Source organism: Modestobacter sp. SYSU DS0657, assembly GCF_054050925.1.
Window position 1 is genome coordinate 1 of sequence record NZ_JBJHAG010000018.1, and the last position, 18,044, is coordinate 18,044.

Annotated in this window: 19 protein-coding genes; 11 read left to right on the forward strand and 8 right to left on the reverse strand. The window is 76.8% G+C overall.

Going from position 1 to position 18,044, the window contains the following annotated elements; genetic code table 11:
• Positions 1 to 438 precede the first annotated feature (438 nt).
• From ACI79A_RS12550 to ACI79A_RS12560, 3 genes are all read left to right on the forward strand, one after another.
• Positions 439 to 2,307 carry a hypothetical protein gene (locus tag ACI79A_RS12550; RefSeq protein WP_457083578.1) on the forward strand — a complete coding sequence of 623 codons (1,869 nt, stop codon included), beginning with the start codon at positions 439 to 441 and terminating at the stop codon, positions 2,305 to 2,307.
• An 88-nt stretch (positions 2,308 to 2,395) separates the two neighbouring features.
• Positions 2,396 to 3,259 (forward strand): DUF4397 domain-containing protein, encoded by an 864-nt coding sequence (locus ACI79A_RS12555; RefSeq protein WP_457083580.1) that lies wholly within the window; start codon positions 2,396 to 2,398, stop codon positions 3,257 to 3,259.
• A gap of 47 nt (positions 3,260 to 3,306) precedes the next feature.
• Positions 3,307 to 3,894, forward strand: coding sequence for a class F sortase (locus ACI79A_RS12560; protein ID WP_457083582.1), 588 nt, complete (start codon positions 3,307 to 3,309; stop codon positions 3,892 to 3,894).
• 66 nt (positions 3,895 to 3,960) lie between these two features.
• Here ACI79A_RS12560 and ACI79A_RS12565 read toward each other — a convergent pair whose 3' ends face one another.
• The 3 genes from ACI79A_RS12565 to nucS form a co-directional block, all read right to left on the reverse strand.
• Positions 3,961 to 4,197, reverse strand: a complete 237-nt coding sequence (locus tag ACI79A_RS12565; protein WP_457083584.1) for a hypothetical protein — start codon at positions 4,195 to 4,197, stop codon at positions 3,961 to 3,963.
• Between the two features lie 101 nt (positions 4,198 to 4,298).
• Complete coding sequence (locus tag ACI79A_RS12570) at positions 4,299 to 5,969, reverse strand: 3-hydroxyacyl-CoA dehydrogenase family protein (RefSeq protein ID WP_457083586.1); 1,671 nt, start codon at positions 5,967 to 5,969, stop codon at positions 4,299 to 4,301.
• A gap of 100 nt (positions 5,970 to 6,069) precedes the next feature.
• Positions 6,070 to 6,741, reverse strand: a complete 672-nt coding sequence (gene nucS / locus ACI79A_RS12575) for an endonuclease NucS (protein WP_457083588.1) — start codon at positions 6,739 to 6,741, stop codon at positions 6,070 to 6,072.
• Between the two features lie 58 nt (positions 6,742 to 6,799).
• Here nucS and ACI79A_RS12580 point away from each other — a divergent pair, with 58 nt between their 5' ends.
• From ACI79A_RS12580 to ACI79A_RS12590, 3 genes are all read left to right on the forward strand, one after another.
• Positions 6,800 to 7,720, forward strand: coding sequence for a hypothetical protein (locus ACI79A_RS12580; RefSeq protein WP_457083590.1), 921 nt, complete (start codon positions 6,800 to 6,802; stop codon positions 7,718 to 7,720).
• Between the two features lie 73 nt (positions 7,721 to 7,793).
• Positions 7,794 to 8,522, forward strand: a complete 729-nt coding sequence (locus tag ACI79A_RS12585; protein WP_457083592.1) for a hypothetical protein — start codon at positions 7,794 to 7,796, stop codon at positions 8,520 to 8,522.
• Positions 8,523 to 8,548: 26 nt separating this feature from the next.
• Positions 8,549 to 9,280 carry a YqjF family protein gene (locus ACI79A_RS12590; RefSeq protein ID WP_457083594.1) on the forward strand — a complete coding sequence of 244 codons (732 nt, stop codon included), beginning with the start codon at positions 8,549 to 8,551 and terminating at the stop codon, positions 9,278 to 9,280.
• Between the two features lie 52 nt (positions 9,281 to 9,332).
• Here ACI79A_RS12590 and ACI79A_RS12595 read toward each other — a convergent pair whose 3' ends face one another.
• The gene (locus tag ACI79A_RS12595; RefSeq protein ID WP_457083596.1) at positions 9,333 to 10,724 is read right to left on the reverse strand and encodes a dicarboxylate/amino acid:cation symporter; all 1,392 of its coding nucleotides are present in this window, start codon (positions 10,722 to 10,724) and stop codon (positions 9,333 to 9,335) included.
• Positions 10,725 to 11,032: 308 nt separating this feature from the next.
• Between ACI79A_RS12595 and ACI79A_RS12600 the strand changes: the two genes are divergently transcribed.
• From ACI79A_RS12600 to ACI79A_RS12615, 4 genes are all read left to right on the forward strand, one after another.
• The gene (locus tag ACI79A_RS12600) at positions 11,033 to 11,683 is read left to right on the forward strand and encodes a DedA family protein (RefSeq protein ID WP_457083598.1); all 651 of its coding nucleotides are present in this window, start codon (positions 11,033 to 11,035) and stop codon (positions 11,681 to 11,683) included.
• Between the two features lie 90 nt (positions 11,684 to 11,773).
• A complete protein-coding gene (locus ACI79A_RS12605) occupies positions 11,774 to 12,946 on the forward strand; it encodes a sensor domain-containing phosphodiesterase (RefSeq protein ID WP_457083600.1) in 1,173 nt (390 codons plus the stop codon).
• 70 nt (positions 12,947 to 13,016) lie between these two features.
• Entirely contained in the window at positions 13,017 to 14,042 is a 1,026-nt protein-coding gene (locus ACI79A_RS12610) for a Gfo/Idh/MocA family protein (protein WP_457083602.1), read from the forward strand.
• Between the two features lie 97 nt (positions 14,043 to 14,139).
• Positions 14,140 to 14,457: a hypothetical protein gene (locus tag ACI79A_RS12615; protein WP_457083604.1), complete on the forward strand. Its 318-nt coding sequence runs from the start codon at positions 14,140 to 14,142 to the stop codon at positions 14,455 to 14,457.
• 67 nt (positions 14,458 to 14,524) lie between these two features.
• On the opposite strand, the gene murA is transcribed toward ACI79A_RS12615, so the two are convergent.
• Entirely contained in the window at positions 14,525 to 15,820 is a 1,296-nt protein-coding gene (gene murA, locus ACI79A_RS12620) for a UDP-N-acetylglucosamine 1-carboxyvinyltransferase (protein WP_457083606.1), read from the reverse strand.
• A 90-nt stretch (positions 15,821 to 15,910) separates the two neighbouring features.
• Between murA and ACI79A_RS12625 the strand changes: the two genes are divergently transcribed.
• Complete coding sequence (locus ACI79A_RS12625) at positions 15,911 to 16,519, forward strand: cob(I)yrinic acid a,c-diamide adenosyltransferase (protein ID WP_457083608.1); 609 nt, start codon at positions 15,911 to 15,913, stop codon at positions 16,517 to 16,519.
• 69 nt (positions 16,520 to 16,588) lie between these two features.
• Here the strand turns inward: ACI79A_RS12625 and ACI79A_RS12630 are convergent, their stop codons facing one another.
• The 3 genes from ACI79A_RS12630 to ACI79A_RS12640 all read right to left on the reverse strand — a co-directional run bounded on the left by ACI79A_RS12630 (position 16,589) and on the right by ACI79A_RS12640 (position 17,884).
• Positions 16,589 to 16,993: a DUF2550 domain-containing protein gene (locus ACI79A_RS12630; RefSeq protein ID WP_457083610.1), complete on the reverse strand. Its 405-nt coding sequence runs from the start codon at positions 16,991 to 16,993 to the stop codon at positions 16,589 to 16,591.
• A gap of 40 nt (positions 16,994 to 17,033) precedes the next feature.
• Positions 17,034 to 17,423, reverse strand: a complete 390-nt coding sequence (locus ACI79A_RS12635) for a F0F1 ATP synthase subunit epsilon (RefSeq protein WP_457083612.1) — start codon at positions 17,421 to 17,423, stop codon at positions 17,034 to 17,036.
• A gap of 230 nt (positions 17,424 to 17,653) precedes the next feature.
• Positions 17,654 to 17,884 (reverse strand): hypothetical protein, encoded by a 231-nt coding sequence (locus ACI79A_RS12640; RefSeq protein ID WP_457083614.1) that lies wholly within the window; start codon positions 17,882 to 17,884, stop codon positions 17,654 to 17,656.
• Positions 17,885 to 18,044: the final 160 nt, after the last annotated feature.

The window sequence follows — 18,044 nt, forward strand, 5'->3', positions numbered from 1 at the left end:
CCCCCCCCCCCCCCCCCCCCCCCCCCCCCCCCCCCCCCCCCCCCCCCCCCCCCCCCCCCCCCCCCCCCCCCCCCCCCCCCCCCCCCCCCCCCCCCCCCCCCCCCCCCCCCCCCCCCCCCCCCCCCGGCCCCCCCCCCCCCCCCCCCCCCCCCCCCCCCCCCCCCCCCCCCCCCCCCAGCGCCCCGGGCACCGGCTCCACCGAGTCCGGCCGCAGCTGACCCGGACCGGCGCGGGCACGACCCGCGCCGGCCGCACCCGCGAGGACCCGCCCCGGACCACCGGTGGCGGGTCCTCGCACGTCGGCCTCGGCCGCCCGCCAGCACACGTCGGCCCCGGTGGCCCGGCCTCCCGCCCCGTGCCAGGGTCGGGTGCGGCTGGTGCCGGGCCGACTCCACCGGGTGGCCGGCCGCCCGACGAATCCGCGGGAGGACCACGACCGTGCCGGACCCGACCCCGCCGGTCGGCCGCCGCCGCCCCGGCACCCGGCGGGCCCGGCACGCGGCGAGACCCCCGGGTGACCGGCGCGCCGCCGTCCTCTGGCCGCTGACCGCGCTGGCGGTGCTGGCCGCCGTCGCCACCCGGCGGCTGTCCGCCCCCCGGCTGCCCGACGACGACACCCTGGCCGCACCGGCGGCCGTCCTGCTGCGTGGGGACGGCGACCTCGCGCTGCTGTCCCCCGACGGGCTGGGCGCGCTGCACACCGCGGTCTACGCCACCGTCACCCGCGCGTTCGCCCGGCACGACACCCTCCTCGCGGCCGAACGGGAACTGCTCGCCGTCGCCCTGCTGGTCACCGGGGTGCTGCTGTGGCGGACCGCCCGGCGGCTGGGCCTGGGCCACGCCGGGTCCGCGCTCGCCGTGCTGGCGCTCGCGGTGGTGCCGGCGCTCACCCCCCTGTCGGCCGCCGCGTCGCCGTCCTGGCTGGCCCTGCCCTGGCTGCTGCTCGCCGCGTGGCTGCTGCTGTCCGGCCGGCCCTCGCCCGCGGCCGGGACCGCCGCCGCGGTGGCCACCCTGATCGGCGTGCTGCTCGCCCCGGACGCGCTGGTCCTGCTCGTGGTCGGCGTCGCCGCCGGAGCCGCCGCGCGGACGCCCTGGCGCCGGGTGCGCGGACCGGCCCGCACCGGCCCGCCGGCCGCCCTGGGGCCCTCCGTCGGCGGGCTCGTGGCCGGCGCCGTCGTCACCCGGCTGCTGGTCGGTGCCTGGCACCCGCAACCGGGCGACCCGGCGCGCTGGGGGGCGGGCACCGCCGCGCTCGTGGTGCTCGGCGTCGGGCTGCTCGCCGTCGGAGCACTGACCGTCGTCCGGCTGCCCCGGCTGCGCGGGGCGGGCGTGGCGCTGCTGGCCGGGACGCTGCTGGGCGTCGTCCCACCCGGGCACCGGCTCCCGGCCCTGCTGGCCTGCCTGCCGCTGGCCGCGCTCCTGGCCGCGGTGCTGGTCACCGGCCTGGCCAACCGGCTCCGCACCGCCCGGCCCGCGCTCGGCCGGATCGTCCGGCCGGCCGCCGCCGGCGCCTTGGCGCTGCTGCTCGTCGCCGCGCTCGCCGGTGCCCTGACCGCACCCCGCGCCGACCTCGGTGCCCGGGCCCACGCCCAGCTGGCGGACTGGGCCCGCGAGCAGCTCCCCGACGACGCGGTGCTCGCCGCGAACCCGCGGCTGGCCGCCGAGCTGGTGCACGCCGGCATCGGCGCCGACCGGCTCGTGCCCGCGGACGGCCCGGTCACCGCCGCGACCGGCGCCCCCCCGCCGCGGCTGCAGGTCACCACCGGTGACGACCCGGCCGGCGACGCCCGCCCCCTGGCCCGCTTCCCGGCCGACTCGGCCGCGGACGACCCAGCTCCGGGCGACACGGTCCGGGACCAGACCACCGTGACCGTGGCCGACCCCGATCCGGCCGATCCGACCCCGCAGCAGCTGGCGGCCCGGCGGGAGCTCGGGGAGGCGCTGCTGGCCAACCCGGCGACCACCGCCCCGCCGGCCGCCGCCGAGCTGCTGCGCTCCGGAGCGGTCGACCCCCGGGTGCTCACCCTGCTCGCCGGCCTGGCTGCCCGGTTCGGCGTCGGGCTGGCCGGCCTGCCCGCGGTGCCCGGGGAGCTGCCCGGGGTCCCGGTCCACCTGGCCGTGCTCGGCTCCGTCGGCGGGGAGCCGCTGCCCGACGCGGCGGCGGCCGACCGGCTGCGCGCCTGGCTGGAGGCCCAACGCACGCCCTACCGGCCGGCCCGGGTGACCACCGTCGAGGACGGGCTGCTGCTGACCTGGCGGCTGGTCCCGGACCCCGACGCGATGGTGACCCCGGGCGGGGGAGGATGACCCAGCGCCACCCCGTGGGGACCGCGCGTGCAGATGCCGGCCGGCGCGGGTAGGGGTGGCGGGCACCCGAACCGACAGGAGGACGCCGATGTCCCGGCTGACCCGAGGCCCGCTGCTGCTCCTGCTGAGCGCCGGGCTGTGCGCGCTGGGCATCTCCCCGGCCGCCGCTGCCCCTGACGGTGACACCGGGCTGGTGCGGATGATGCACCTCTCCCCCGACACCCCGTCGGTCGACGCCTACATCGACTCGGTGTCCGCACCGGGCACCGGGGTGGTGCTCCCGGCGGTGACCTACGGCGACGTCTCGGCCTACCAGTCGGTGCCCGCGGGCACGTACACGGTCAGCGCCCGCGCCGCCGGCGCCGATCCCGCGAGCCCGCCGGTGCTGGCCACGACCGTCACGGTGGGCCCCGGCAGCGCGACCACGATCGCCGGCGTCGGGTACTTCGCCGAGCTGGGCTTCGCGGTCCTGCCCGACGACCTGTCGCTGCCCCCCGCAGGCCAGGCGCGTGTCCGGGTGGTCAACGCGGCGGCCGAGGTCTCCCCCGTCGACCTCGCCCTGGCCGACGGCCCGGAGCTGGCCTCGGGCCTGGAGTTCGCCCGCAACACCGAGTACCTCGACGTGCCCGGCGGCCCGGCCACCCTGACCGTGACGACGGCGGCCGGCGAGCCCACCGAGCTGCCGGTCGACCTCGCCGCCGGGTCGGTCCACACCGTGCTGCTGCTGGACCGCGACGGCGGCGGGGTCACCGTGACCACCGCGCTGGACGCCGCCAGCCCCGGCGTGGTCCCGGTCGGCGGCGTGGAAGCCGGCGCGGGTGGGGCCGCAGCCGACGGCGGTGCTCCGGTCGGCCGCACGGCGCTGGCCGTCCTCTCGGTCTCCGCCCTGCTGCTCGCCGTCCGGGGCCGGGTGGCTCCCCGCGGCCGGTCGGCCCGGCACGCGGCGTCCTGACCGGGGACCGGATGACCGAGGGCCGGCACCGGCGTCCGCGGTCGCGGATGCCGGCACGGGTGCGGCTGGGGCTCGCCGCGGTCGGCGTCATCGCCGGCGCGGCCGCGCTGCTCGCCCCCTCCCCCGCGGAACCGGCCCGGGCGGCGGCACCGCCGGCGCCGGTCGTGGTCGCCGAGACCGCCGGGACGATCACCGCCCCCGCCCCGGTCCGGCTGCGGGTGCCGGCCATCGGCGTGGACAGCCCGCTGCCCGCCATCGGCGTCGACGGCGACGGCGCGCTCGTGCCGCCCACCGACTTCACCCGGGCCGGCTGGTTCGCCGCCGGGCCCGCCCCCGGGCAGCCGGGCCCGGCGGTGCTGGCCGGCCACGTCGACGACCGCACCGGCCCGGCGGTCTTCTTCCGCCTGGAGGAGCTCGCCGTCGGCGACGAGGTGCTGGTCGACCGCGCCGACGGCAGTTCGGTCGCGTTCACCGTCACCCGGGTGGCCGCCTACCCCAAGACCGACTTCGCCACCGCGGAGGTCTACGGCCCCACCGCCGATCCGCAGCTGCGCCTGATCACCTGCGGCGGCGAGTTCGACCGCGACCGCCGCAGCTACACCGACAACGTGGTGGTCTACGCCACCGCGGCGTGATGGAACGGCCCCGTTGCAGGGGCCCGCCGCGAGCTCGGGAGCGGGGGGGAGCAGCGAGGTCCTTCGTCAGCGACGCCGGCGGCGGTTGTCCCAGCAGACCCGGTGCCAGTGCCGACGCAGGTCGGCGGCCGACTCGGTGTCCCACGGGGTCAGGTCGGAGTCCCGGGCGTAGGCGGGCCAGGTGACCAGGTGCGGCGTCCCCGGCCGGATCTCCTGGTCGCACCCCGGGCACCGGTAGGTCTTGTCCCCCACGGCCCCGGTGAGCGGGCGGACCGCCCAGTCGCCGTCGGGTGCCTCCTCCACCGGCGTCGACGGGGGGAAGGGCCGCCGCGCGGACGACCGGGAACCGCGACCGGCCGGGGAGGCCCCGGACCGGTCGCGGCGGGAGCCGCCGCGGCGGGGCACTAGTCCTGCCGACCCGCGGAGTCGCGGATCCCGCGACCGGTCCGGCGCCCGAGGTGACCGGCCGCGACCAGGTGCTCCAGCAGCGGAGCCGGCGCGAGGCCCGGCTCGCCGGACTCCGCGTGGAGCTGCCGCTGGGCCGCCAGCGCGACGTCCAGACCGATGACGTCGAGCAGCTCGAGGAGGCCAGTCGGGTAGCCGCAGCCCAGCGTCATCGCCGCGTCGATGTCGTCGGCGGTGGCGTAGTGCGCCTCCAGCATCCGCACGGCGTCGTTCAGGTGGGGGAACAGCAGCGCGTCCACGACGAAGCCGGCCCGGTCGGCGCTGGACACCGACCGGATGCCCAGCCGGTCGCAGAGCGCGTGCCCGGTGGCGGCGGCGTCCGGCGCGGTGGCGACGGTGGAGACCACCTCGGCCACCCGCAGCTCCGCGGGCGCCGGGCCGGGGACGTGCAGGCCGACGACGTCGACGGGGCGGCCGCTGGCCCGGGCGCACTGGACCACCGGCGCGCGCGAGGTGGTGGCCAGCACCGTCCCGGGCCGGGTGAGCCGGCCCAGCTCGGCGAACAGCTCCCGCTCGGCCGCAAGCTCCTCCCCCCCGGCCACCACCACCAGGTCCGCGTCGGCCAGGCCGGTCAGCTCCGCGTGACCGGCGACGGTCGTGACGTCCAGGCCGCTCGCGGCGACGCGCTCCGCGAGGGCGGTGGCCAGCGGCCCGCCGCCGACGACGCCCACGGCCTGCACCGGGCGGGCCCCCAGCGCGGCGCTGCCGGCGGCCGGGGTCTGCGCGTCGGGCACCACCTCGGCCGACCCGGGGCCGGCGTAGGTCCAGAAGCCGCGGCCGGTCTTCCGGCCCAGCAGCCCGGCGGCCGTCAGCTGGGTGAGCAGCGGGCTGGGCGCGTGCAGCCGGTCCCGCGACTGCCGGTACATCGTCTCCAGGACCTCGACGGCGGTGTCGAGGCCGATCAGGTCCAGCAGCGCCAGCGGCCCCATCGGCAGGCCGCAGCCCAGCCGCATGGCGTCGTCCAGGTCCTCCCGGGTGACGTGGCCGTTCGCCAGCATCGAGACGGCGGAGTTGAGGTAGCCGAACAGCAGCGCGTTGGCGACGAAGCCGGCGCGGTCGCCGATCGTGACGGCGACCTTGCCCAGCCGTCCGCACAGCGCCTCGACGTCCTCGACGACCGACGGCTCGGTGACGACGGTGCGCACGACCTCGACCAGCTTCATCACCGGCGCCGGGTTGAAGAAGTGCATCCCGACGACCCTGCCCGGGCGGCCGGTGGTCACGGCGAGCTCGGTGACCGGCAGGCTGGAGGTGTTGGTGGCCAGGATCGTGCCCGGCGGGCAGACCCGGTCCAGCGTGGCCAGCACCGACGTCTTCAGCTCCAGCCGCTCGGGCACGGCCTCCACGACCAGCCCGGCGACGGCGAGGTCGTCCATCGCGGTGGTGAAGCGGATCCGGGACAGGACGGCGTCCCGGTCGGCGGGGTCGAGGCGGCCGCGGGCCACCGCCCTGCCGGTGGAGGTCTCGACGTGCGCCCGCCCACGCTCCAGCGCCTGGTCGGTCACGTCGACGGCGGTCACCGACAGCCCCGCGCGGGCGAGCACCTCGGCGATGCCGGCGCCCATGATGCCCAGCCCCACGACGCCGACCTCGGTCAGTTCCCTGGCCACGCTGCCGTCCTCCCGTCCTCGGGTCGATCTCCGGTGGTACGGCCCTGCTGCATAGGCCAGCCGCGAGCTCGCGAGCGGTGGGGGGCAGCGGGGTCCTTCATCAGAAGAGCCGGGCGGAGGGGTCGTCGGTGCCCTTGAGGACGGCGTAGTCGACGGTGAGGCAGTCGATGCCCCGGTCGGTGGCCAGCACCCGGGCCTGCGGCTTGATCTCCTGCGCGGCGAACACGCCCTTGACCGGGGCGAGCAGCGGGTCGCGGTTGAGCAGCTCCAGGTAGCGGGTGAGCTGCTCCACGCCGTCGATCTCCCCGCGCCGCTTGATCTCGACCGCGACCGTGGTGCCGTCGGCGTCCCGGCAGAGCAGGTCGACCGGGCCGATCGCGGTCGGGTACTCCCGGCGCACCAGCGACCAGCCCGCGCCGAAGGTCTCCACGTGCATCGCCAGCAGCCGTTGCAGGTCGGCCTCGACGCCGTCCTTCTGCAGGCCGGGGTCGACGCCGAGCTCGTGCCGGGAGTCGTGCTCCACCGACTCGATGGTGATGATCAGCTGCTCGCCGGCCTTGTTGGTGACCGTCCACGTGCCCGCACCGTCGACGAGTTCGTCCTTGAGCGAGCACGGCGGGCTCATCCAGTTCAGCGGCTTGTAGGCCCGGTCGTCGGCGTGGATGGACACCGACCCGTCGGCCTTGACCAGCAGCAGCCGCAGCGCCGGCGGCAGGTGGGCGGTGAGCCGACCGATGTAGTCGACGGAGCAGCGGGCGATGACCAGACGCACGGGCGCCGACGCTACCGGGCCGTGGAACCGGACGGCCGCCCCCTCCGTCGTAGGAGGTGTGCGCCTGACTCCCGCGCTCCGCGCGACCGCCCTCGCCGGCCTGCTGGCCGTGCTCGCCGCCTGCGCGCAGGGCGGCAGCGCCGACGCACCGCCGTCCACGTCCTCCCCCGGCCCGGACCTGCCCGACGCCGCCGACGCGCTGGTGCTGGCGGTCGAGCAGACCGGTGGGTTCACCACCCCGGAGATGCTCGCCGCCCGGCTGCCGGCGGTGGCCGTCCACGCCGACGGCCGGGTGATCACCGAGGGCCCGGTCGTGGCGATCTACCCGGGCCCGGCCTGGCCCAACGTGCAGGTGCAGCGGATCGACCGGGACGCCGTGCGGGAGCTCGCGCAGCGGGCGCTGGACGCCGGGCTCGCGGAGGACGGTGACCTGGGCTCGCCGCCGCTCGCCGACGCCACCAGCACCCGGTTCACCCTGCGGACCGCCGACCAGACCTTCGTCCGGGAGGCCTACGCCCTGGCCGAGGGGCGTGACTGGCCCGACAGCGGGCTGACCGAGGACCAGCAGGAGGCCCGCGCCCGGCTCGCCGACCTGCGCGACGCCCTCACCGACCTGACCGCCACCCTCGGCGCGGACGCGGTGAGCGAGGCGGAGCAGTACGAGCCGACCGCCGTCGCGGCCCTGGTGCGCCCCTGGACCGCGCCGGCCGACGACCCTGCCGTCCCCGAGGACCCCGCCGCTCCCGCGGACCCGGCCTCGCCGGAGCGGGAGTGGCCCGGGCCGGCGCTGCCGGGTGAGCCGATCGCGCCGGGGGTGACCTGCCTGACCGTCGAGGGGGCGCAGGCCGCGGAGGTGGCCGCCGCCGCACGGGAGGCGACCACGCAGACCCCGTGGGTGGGCTCGGACGGCGCCCGGTGGTCGATCACCTTCCGGCCGCTGCTGCCGCACGAGCAGGGGTGCGCCGACCTGACGGCGTGACCTCGGCGGCACCCCCGCTCCGCGCCGGGCGTGTCGAGGGCACCCGGTCGCCGCGGGCTGCCAGGGTCAGCCCGTGCGGCGACCGACCACCCTGCTGGACGGTTCCCGGCGCGAGCAGCTGCTGCTCGGCGTCCTCGCCGCCCAGTTGCTGGTCGCCGCGCCGCTGGCCGTCGTCCTCGACGACCGGGTGCTCACCGCCCTGGTCACCGCCGCCCCCTCGGCCCTGGGGCTGCTGGCGGCCTACTCCGGGGCGCGGCCCGCGGTTGCCCGGTCCGCGAGCGCGACGACCTCCCGGGCCGCCCTGGACGCGACGGCGCCGGCCGTCTCGGTGCGGGTGGCCGACGTGCTGGCCTCCCGCGGCGACGGCGACGTCCGCTTCGAGGTGCTCCTGGAGGTGGAGAACCATGGCGCCACCCCGGCGCTGGTGGAGCCGGGCCGCGCCTCCCGCGGCCGGTTCCGCGACCCCGGATCGCTGCCTCTCCCCCCGCGCCGCGGCGGCGAGCACCCCGGACCGCACGTGCGCTGCCTGACCCTGCAGCTGGTGGTGCCGGCCCCCGAGGTGGCCGCGGGACTGGCCGGGTGCACCGGCCGGCGGTTCGGCTGGAGCGGCGTCACGGTCGTCCTGCTGGCGCACAACCTGGGCCGCACGGTCACCGACGAGCTGCGGCTCTCCTTCGACCTGCAGCCCTTCACCCGCGCCCCCGACGGCGGATGGGTGTGGACCGAGGCCCCGCTCACCGACGACGGCGGCTGGGGGTGGCTCGCCGGCCGGACCTACCGCGACCTGCCGTTGCCCGTCTGAACGCCCGAGCAGGGAGGCTGGACGCCGTGGCCGATCCCGAACCGTCGACAGCGACCAGCCCGCGACCGGTCCTGCGCGCCGTCTCCACCCAGGGCTGGCGGGACCTCACCTTCCTGCACTGGGCGGTCGACCCGGCGGTCGTCGCGCCGTTGCTGCCGGCCGGCACCGTGCCCGACGTGCACGAGGGCGCCACCTACGTCGGGCTGGTGCCCTTCCGGATGCTCCGCATCGGCGTGCTCGGCAGCCCCGGCCTGCCGTACCTCGGCACGTTCGCCGAGACCAACGTGCGGCTGTACTCGGTCGACGCCGCCGGGCGCCGGGGCGTGGTCTTCCGGTCGTTGGACGCCGAGCGGCTGCTGCCGGTGCTCGCCGCCCGCTGGGTGGCCCGGCTGCCCTACCTCTGGTCGCGGATGCGCGTCGAGCGCACCGGCGACCTCGTCCGCTACACCTCCACCCGCCGCTGGCCGGGCCCGCGGCCGGCGGAGAGCCGGATCGAGGTGCGGATCGGCGACCCCGTGGCCGGGGACGACGCGCTGGCCCGGTTCCTCACCGCCCGCTGGGGACTGCACCGGCCGGGCCGGCGTGGGCCGGTCTACTGGCCCAACGAGCACCCCGAGTGGCCGCTCCGGCATGCGGAGCTGGTCTCCCTGGAGGAGTCGCTGCTGGCCGCGGCCGGGCTGCCGGGCGTCACCGGCGCCCCGGACAGCGTGCTCTTCTCCCCCGGCGTCGACGTCCGGTTCGGCCCGCTGCTGCGCTGAGCCCGGCCCGGCGGACCACCGCCGGACCGGGCTCAACGCGCGGGCCCGCAGGTCAGACGGCGGACGGCTGCCGCGTGCGCAGGTCGCCGTCGACGCCGGCCGTGCCGTCCTGGTCCGCCGCGGGGCGCAGCGGGTCGGAGGTGCGGGTGGCGTTGTAGCGGTCCAGGTCCAGCAGGCCCTCGCGCTTGGCCACGATCGTGGGCACCAGCGCCTGGCCGGTCACGTTGGTGGCGGTGCGCCCCATGTCCAGGATCGGGTCGACCGCCAGCAGCAGCCCCACGCCGGCCAGCGGCAGGCCCAGGGTGGAGAGCGTCAGCGTGAGCATCACGACCGCACCGGTGACGCCGGCGGTCGCGGCGGAGCCGACCACCGAGACCAGGGCGATGAGCAGGTAGTCGGTCAGCGAGAGGTCGACGTCGAAGAACTGCGCCACGAAGATCGCCGCCAGCGCCGGGTAGATCGCGGCGCAGCCGTCCATCTTCGTGGTCGCGCCCAGCGGCACGGCGAAGGACGCGTAGCTGCGCGGGACGCCCAGGTCGGCCTCGGTGACCCGCTGGGTCACCGGCAGGGTGCCGATCGAGCTGCGGGAGACGAACGCCAGCTGGATGGCCGGCCAGGCGCCGGCGTAGAAGCGCAGCGGCGAGAGGCCGTGCAGCCGGAGCAGCACGGGGTAGACGACCAGCAGCACGATCGCGAGCCCGGCGTAGACCGCGCCGACGAAGACGCCCAGGGAACCGAGCGAGGTCCAGCCGTAGCTGGCCACCGCCTTGCCGATCAGGCCGACGGTGCCGATCGGCGCCAGCAGGATGACCCACCAGAGCACCTTCTGCACGATCGCCAGCACCGAGCGGGTCACCGACAGGAACGGCTCGGCTGCCTCCCCGACCTTGAGCGCGGCGAACCCGATGGCGACCGATACGACGATCAGCTGCAGGATGTTGAAGCTGACGCCGCCGGAGCCGTTGCCCTCGAGGCCGAGGAAGTTGGCCGGCACCAGGCCGGTCAGGAAGTCCCACCACGACCCGGTGGTGGCCGGCTCGGCGGCCTGGCCGGCGTCGACCGAGCTGTTGTCCCCGGGCCGGGTGAGCAGGCCCAGGGCGATGCCGATGGAGACGGCGATCAGCGAGGTGATCGCGAACCACAGCAGGGTCTGCCCGGCCAGCCGGGCGGCGTTGGAGACCTGCTTGAGGTTGGCGATGCTGACCACGATCGCGGTGACGATCAGCGGCACGACGATCGCCCGGAGCAGCCCGACGAAGGTGTTGCCGATGGTGGTCAGGGTGCTGGTCAGCCAGTTGGCGTCGGTGCCGGGGACCAGCGTCCCGTCGACGAACGTGCCCTCGACCGGGCCCATGGCGCGGGCGACGAGCCCGAGGGCGATGCCGACGACGAGGCCGAGGAGGACCTGGACCGCGAAGGGGACGCGGCGCAGACGTGCGAGCACGGTGGTGTGCCTTTCGGAGTGGGTGGAGGGGACGGGCGCCGGACCGCGGTCAACGGTCGGCGGTCATCCGCCCGAAGTCGATGACGCGCCGCCGCGTCAGCCCCCAGAGATCTCCCACGCGGGGACGAAGGCACCGCGGTCGGCTCCCCATTCCCGGCGGTGACCATGATCACCGGGCGTCGCGAGCCGTCGTCCGGGAGTCGCAGCCGGGTGGTCCTCCCGGTGGACACCGGTCGCGACCGCAGGTGGATGTGCCCGGCGCCCCGGGCGAGCAGGCTCGGCGGCATGCCGTCCCCGGGGAGCCGACCGTGACCGACGCCGCGCTGACCTGGGTGCAGGACCTGATGGCCTCGCCGTGGGTGCTGGTCCTCCTCTTCACGCTGGCCGCGGTCGACGGCTTCCTGCCGGTGGTGCCGGGTGAGAGCGCGGTCATCACCGCCGGGGTGTTCGCCGCGACCGGGCAACCCGACCTGGTGGCCGTGGTCGCCGTCTCGGCACTGGGTGCGTTCACCGGCGACCACGTCTCCTACCTGCTCGGACATGCGGCCGGTCCGCGGCTGCGGTCCCGGGCCCGGCCCGGCACCCGCCGGCGCGCCGCCCTCGACCGGGCCGAACGGCTGCTCACCCGGCGCGGGGGTGTCCTGCTGGTCACCGCCCGCTACGTGCCGGGCCTGCGGACGGCGGTCACCCTGACCGCCGGCGCCGTCGGCTGGCCGCTGCGGAGGTTCACGCCGTTCGCCGCGCTGGCCGCGCTCACCTGGGCCGGCTGGTCCGCCGGGATCGGGTACGTCGGCGGGCTGGCCTTCGAGCAGGACCCGCTGCGGGGTCTGCTCCTGGGACTGGGCCTGGCCCTGGCCCTGGCGGCGCTGGGCGAACTGGTGCGGGCGCTCGTGCACCGGCGTCGCCCTGCACCGGACCAGCCAGCCGGTCGCGCACCGGTGGAGATGGCGGCGAGCTGAGGACCGTCTCGTCCGCCGGCTCGGACGACCCGCCGAGGCGATCGAGACCAGGACGTTCCGCCACCCGGTGTGGTGCGCGACACTGCGGGGGTGACCGGGAGCCCGCCGACGCCGACCGTCGCCCTGTCCCCTGCCTGGCTGCACCGCGTGCTCGACGCGGCGCGCACCCGGCTGGGCATGGACGTGGCCTGGATGTCGACGTTCACCGAGAGCACCCAGCAGATCCGGGCCGCCACCGGTGCGCTGGACACCATGCACGTGCACGAGGGGATGGAGCCCCCGCTGGAGGGCTCGTTCTGCGTGCGGGTGCTCAACGGGCAGCTCCCCCCGGTGGTCACCGGTGCCCGTCGGCGTCCCGAGACGCGCGACCTGGCCGTCACCACCGATCTCGGCATCGGCTCCTACGTGGGCGCGCCGGTGCGCAGCCCGGACGGCCGTCCCGTCGGCATGCTCTGCTGCGTCAGCCAGGACGACGGCGCCCACCTGGACGGCGCGGCCGCCCGCACCCTGGAGCTGCTGGCCGACCTCATCGCCGACCGGCTGGCCGAGCCGCTGCCCGAGCCCCCGGCCGACCCCGCCGAGCGGGTGCGCGAGGTGCTCAGCGAGGGCGCGGTCGCCACCCACGTCCAGCCGATCGTCGACCTGGCCACCGGGGAGACCGTGGCGTACGAGGCGCTGGCCCGGTTCCCCGACGTCGAGGACGGACCGGCGCAGCTGTTCAGCGCCGCGATCGCGGCAGGACTGGGGGTCGAGCTGGAGGAGCTGGCCGCCCGCGCTGCGCTCGCCGTCGCCCCGCGCCTGCCGGCGGGCCGACCGCTGGGGCTCAACCTCTCCCCGCAGGCGCTGCTGCGCCGGTCGGTGACCGGCCTGCTGCTCGACCACCGGCACCTCGACCTCGCGGTCGAGGTCACCGAGCACAGCCCGGTCGACGACTACGACGCCCTGGAACGGGGCCTCCACCGCCTGCGCGAGGCCGGCATCGGGCTGACCGTCGACGACGCCGGCGCCGGGTACGCCAGCCTCCGGCACGTGCTGCGGCTGCACCCCGACGTCGTCAAGCTGGACATCGCGCTGGTCACCGGGGTGCACCGCGACCCGGCGAAGCAGGCGTTGGTGACCGCGATGGTCAGCTTCGCGGCTGCCACGGGAGCCGCGCTGGTGGCGGAGGGGGTCGAGGAGCCCGCCGAGGTCGAGTCCCTCCGGTGCCTGGGCGTGTGCCGCGGCCAGGGACACCTGTTCGGCCGCCCGGCGCCCCTGCTCTGAGCCGCCCGCCGCTCCCGGCGACCGGCAGGAGAGGATCACCGCACGCGTCGTCGAGGTGAGGAGCACCGTGGTGGAACCCGTTCGGTTCGGGCTGGTGGGGTACGGCTTCGGCGGCCGGTACTTCCACGCGCCGCTGCTCGCGGCCGCGGCGGAGGTCGACCTGGTCGGCGTCGTCACCTCCTCGGCGCAACGGCGGGAGCTCGTCGCCCGCGAGCACCCGGGCACGGCGACGTTCGGCTCACTGGCCGAGCTGCGCGCCGCCGGGGCGGAGGCGGTGGCGATCTCGACGCCCGCGGACACCCACAGCGCCCTGACCGACCAGGCGCTGGACCTGGGCCTGGCGGTCGTGTGCGACAAGCCCTTCGCGCTGGACGCCGCCGCGGCGCGGGCCAGCGCCGAGCGCGCCGAACGGCTGGGCCTGGCGCTGTCGCCGTACCAGAACCGGCGCTGGGACTCCGACTTCCGCACCGTCCGGGCGCTGGCCGAAGCGGGGACGCTGGGCACGATCACCCGGTTCGAGTCCCGCTTCGAACGTTTCGCCCCCGAGGCCGGTCCCGGGCCGTCCGGCGGCGGCACGCTGCTGGACTTCGGCAGCCACCTGGTCGACCAGGCGCTGGTGCTGCTCGGCCCGGTCACGTCGGTCTACGCCGAGTGGCGGGTCCGCGGGAACGGCCTGGACGACGACGTCTTCGTCGCCCTGACCCACGCGAACGGCGCTCGCTCGCACCTCGCCGGCAGCTGGAGCGAGGGCGCACCCGGTGACCGGTTCCGGGTCACCGGCACCACCGGCAGCTACGTCGTCGGTGGGCCGATGGACGGCCAGGAGGCCGCGCTGCTCGCCGGGCAGACCCCGGCCACCCTGGGCACCGACTGGGGCGCCGAGCCCGAGGAGCGCTGGGGGCGGGTCCGGCGCGGCGACCACGAGGACCGGGTGCCGACGCTGCCCGGCGCCTGGGACACCTTCTACCCGGCGTTCGCCGCAGCGGTGCGCGGCCTCGGCCTGGTGCCGGTGGAGTCCCGGGACGCCGTCGCCAGCCTCACCGTGCTCGACGCCGCCCGCCGCAGCGCCACCGAGGGCGTCGTCGTCCGGCTGTGAGGCACCGGCCGGTGACCACGGGTCGCCTGCGCGGCGGCAGTGGCACACTCGGTCGCGGGCCGGTGGCGGGCCGGCCCGGTCCAGCGGGGAGGTCGACGTGCCGATCGACGCCGGGAGCCTGCACTTCCTCGTCGGGCCGGCCATCGCGCTGGTCGGGCTGGCTCTGATCGGGCTGTTCCTGCGCTGGGCCTTCGCCTCGGACACCTCGTCCAAGCCGCGCCGGACCGAGGAGCTGCTCACCCCGGTGGCGACGATGACCCGCCGGGAGTCGGCGCTGGCCTTCCGGGCGGTGCTCTCCGACGCCGGCATCCGCTCGACGATCCGGCACCCCGCCGCCCACCGCTCCGACGTGCTGGTCTTCCCCGAGGACCTGCCGCGCGCCCGCGCGCTGGCACTGTCGTTCCACGGGCGGTGAGGAACGGTCCCCACGCCCCCGGACCTCGCTCGGTTCGACCCGGGCCCTGCACGGGGCCGGTCGCGGGTCAGCCCGGCCGCTCGGTCCGCTCGATCTGCACCCCGACGCCGCGCAGCTGCTCCAGGAACGCCGGGTAGCCGCGGTCGATGTGGTGCACGTCCTGCACCTCGGTCACCCCGTCGGTGAGCAGGCCGGCGAGCACCAGCCCGGCTCCGGCGCGGATGTCGGTGGCCAGCACCGGAGCGCTGGACAGCCGCTCCCGGCCCCGGACCACCGCGTGGTGGCCGTCGATCCGCACGTCCGCGCCGAGCCGGACCAGCTCGTTGACGAACATGAAGCGGCCCTCGAAGACGTTCTCGGTGATCAACGCGGTGCCCGTGGACACCGCGGCCAGCGCGACCGCCATCGGCTGCAGGTCGGTGGGGAACCCCGGGAAGGGCAGCGTGACGATGTCGACCCCGCGGGGCCGGTCGTCCATCGCGACCCGTACGCCGTCGGGCCGGGTCTCGACGGTCGCGCCGGCAGCGACCAGCTTCTCCAGCGGCACGGCGAGGTGGTCGGCGACCGCGCGCTCCACCAGGACGTCGCCACGGGTCATCACCGCCCCGATCGCCCACGTGCCGGCGACGATCCGGTCGGGCACCGTCGTGTACTCGACGGGGCGGAGCTCGGGAACCCCCTCGACGGTGATCGTGGAGGTGCCGGCGCCCTCGATCCGGGCCCCCATCGCGGTGAGCATCCGGCACAGGTCGACGATCTCCGGCTCGCGGGCCGCGTTGTCGACCACCGTGGTGCCCTGGGCCAGGGCGGCGGCCATCACCAGGTTCTCGGTGGCGCCCACCGACGGGAAGTCCAGCCAGATGGAGGTGCCGACCAGCGTCGGGGCGGTGGCGATCAGGAAGCCGTGCTCGTTGACCACCGTGGCGCCCAGCCGCTCGAGGCCGGCGACGTGCATGTCCAGCCCGCGGGAGCCGATCGCGTCGCCACCGGGCAGGGCGACCTTGGCGGTGCCCAGCCGGGCGACCAGCGGGCCGAGGACGCTGATCGAGGCGCGCATCCGGCGCACCAGGTCGTAGTCGGTCTCGCTGGAGGGCTGCTCCGGGACGTCGATGAGCACCCGGCCACCCCCGCTGCGGCTCTCCCCCTCGCGCGCCGGGTACCGCTCGTAGCTGACGTCGCAGCCCAGCCGGCGCAGCACCTCGCCCATGATCTCGACGTCGAGGATGTCGGGCACCTCGTCGAGCGTGGTTCGCCCCGGGGCGAGCAGGGCGGCGGCCATCAGCTTGAGGGCGCTGTTCTTCGCGCCGGTGACCCGGACCCGTCCGCGCAGCGACGTCCCGCCGGTCACCTCGAAGCACTCCACCGGAACACCCTACGGCCGCTCTGCTGCACGGCCCCACCGCGAGCCTGCGAGCGGTGGGGGCAGCAGGGTCCGTCTTCTAGGCTCCTGACCATGACCGTCCGGCTGACCCGCATCTACACCCGCACCGGTGACGCCGGTCAGACGCACCTGGGCGACATGTCCCGGGTGACCAAGACCGACCGCCGGCTGATCGCCTACGCCGACGTCGACGAGACCAACAGCGTGCTGGGCGTCGCGCTGGCCCTGGGCTCCCCCGCCCCCGAGGTGGCCGCGCTGCTGAGCTCGGTGCAGAACGACCTCTTCGACGTCGGCGCCGACCTGTCCACGCCGGTGGTCGCGGAGCCCGCGCACCCGCCGCTGCGGATCACCGGCGCGTACACCGAGCGGCTGGAGGCGGCGTGCGACGAGCACAACGCGCAGCTGCCCGCGCTCACCTCGTTCGTGCTGCCCGGCGGGACGCCGCTGGCCGCACTGCTGCACCAGGCCCGCACGGTGGCCCGGCGGGCCGAGCGGAGCGTGTGGGCGCTGCTGGAGGTCGACGCCGGGCACACCAACGCCGAGACCGCCCGCTACCTGAACCGGCTCTCGGACCTGCTGTTCATCCTGGCCCGGCGGGCGAACCCGGACGGTGACGTGCTGTGGCAGCCCGGCGAGCACAGCGGCGCCCACGCCCAGCGGGACGCGAGGGAACAACGCTAGTCACCACTGGAACGGCCCCGCTGCAGGGGCCCGCGCCGAGCCTGCGAGGCGTGGGGGGCAGCGGGGTCCTTACCGGTCGACGGGCGGGGCGGACTCGATCCAGGACAGGAAGCCGGTCACCGTCGAGGGGTCCATGGCCAGCTCCTGCGGGCCCGCGCCGGTGCGGCAGGTCAGCACCACGCTCTCGGCCGGCAGGGCCAGGTCGCCCTGGTCCGGGCGGCGCCGCGCGTCGACCCGGAACTCCCCGCGGCACAGCCGCCGGTTGGGCCGCACCGAGAGGGAGAGCGCCCGGTACCAGAGCAGGGTGTCACCCGAGTACCAGGCGACGCCGAGCGCCCAGCGACCGGCGTCGGGAGGCCGCAGCCACATCGTCACCGCGCCCAGCCCGGAGAGCAGGAACCGGCGGCGCAGCAGGAAGGCGGCGATCAGCGCCACCAGCAGCACGCCGGCGACGACCAGGACGAGGGTGGTCACCGGGGCGGGGCGGGCGGGCGCGAGGGGGCGGTCCGGGCGATCAGGCGTCCTGGCCGGCGGCCCGCAGCCGGGACTGCGCGCGACGTGCGGCCGCGACCGCCTCGGGGTCGTCCCCGGCCTGCTGGGCGCGGCGCAGCGCCTCACGCGCCCGCTCGACGTCGATCTCGTTCGCGAACTCCGCGGTCTCGGCGAGGATGGAGACACCCTGGCCGGTGACGGAGAGGAAGCCCCCGTGCGCGGCGACGAGGAGCTCCTCGCCGGACTCCTGCTGGATGCGGACGACCCCGCCGGGGGCCAACTCGCCGAGCAGCGGCGCATGGCCGGCCAGCACACCGATTTCGCCTTCGGTGGTCCGCGCGATCACCCGGGTGGCCTCGCCGGACCAGATCATCCGCTCCACGGCCACGAGCTCGACCTGCAGGGTCGCCACGACACTCCTCGGGGGTCACCGGGCCGGCGGTCAGCCGGCGGTGCGGGCCACCGGTCCGGCTGGACGCGGCGACGGGTCGTCTCCACTCTAACTGCAGCCGTGGCGGCACCTCGCCAACGGTCCCAGTGCCCCGGTGGCGGGGGCCGCGCTGAGCGTGCGTCGTGCGGGGTCTCGGCCCCCGTCCAGGGCACCGCCCCGACGGGTGGGGAGGACCGGGCCCTTCGACGTGCTCAGGCGCTGCGGCGATACACGACCGTCCAGCGGCCCAGCCGCACCTGGGGGTGCCAGACGACGGAGGGCGGAGCCCACTCCTCGTCGCTGAAGGAACGCCCCTCGACCGGCGCGTAGGGCGGCCAGCTCCACTCCAGGTCGTCGACGTGCCGCGGCTCGTCGGCCTCCCCGCAGAGCCCCGCCGCGAGCCCGCGAGTGGCGGGGGGCGGGGGGGTCCTTCTCTTGTGCACGTGCCGAACTCCCGAGTGCCGCACCCGCCGGTCGGGTGCTTCGCAACCATCGTCGTCACGTCCGGACGATTCCTGGAGGCCCGGGTGCGGCGACCACCCGATCGGGCGGTCCACCGCTGCGCGTCGTCACCGTCCGCTCGGGCGGGACGACAACGGCCGG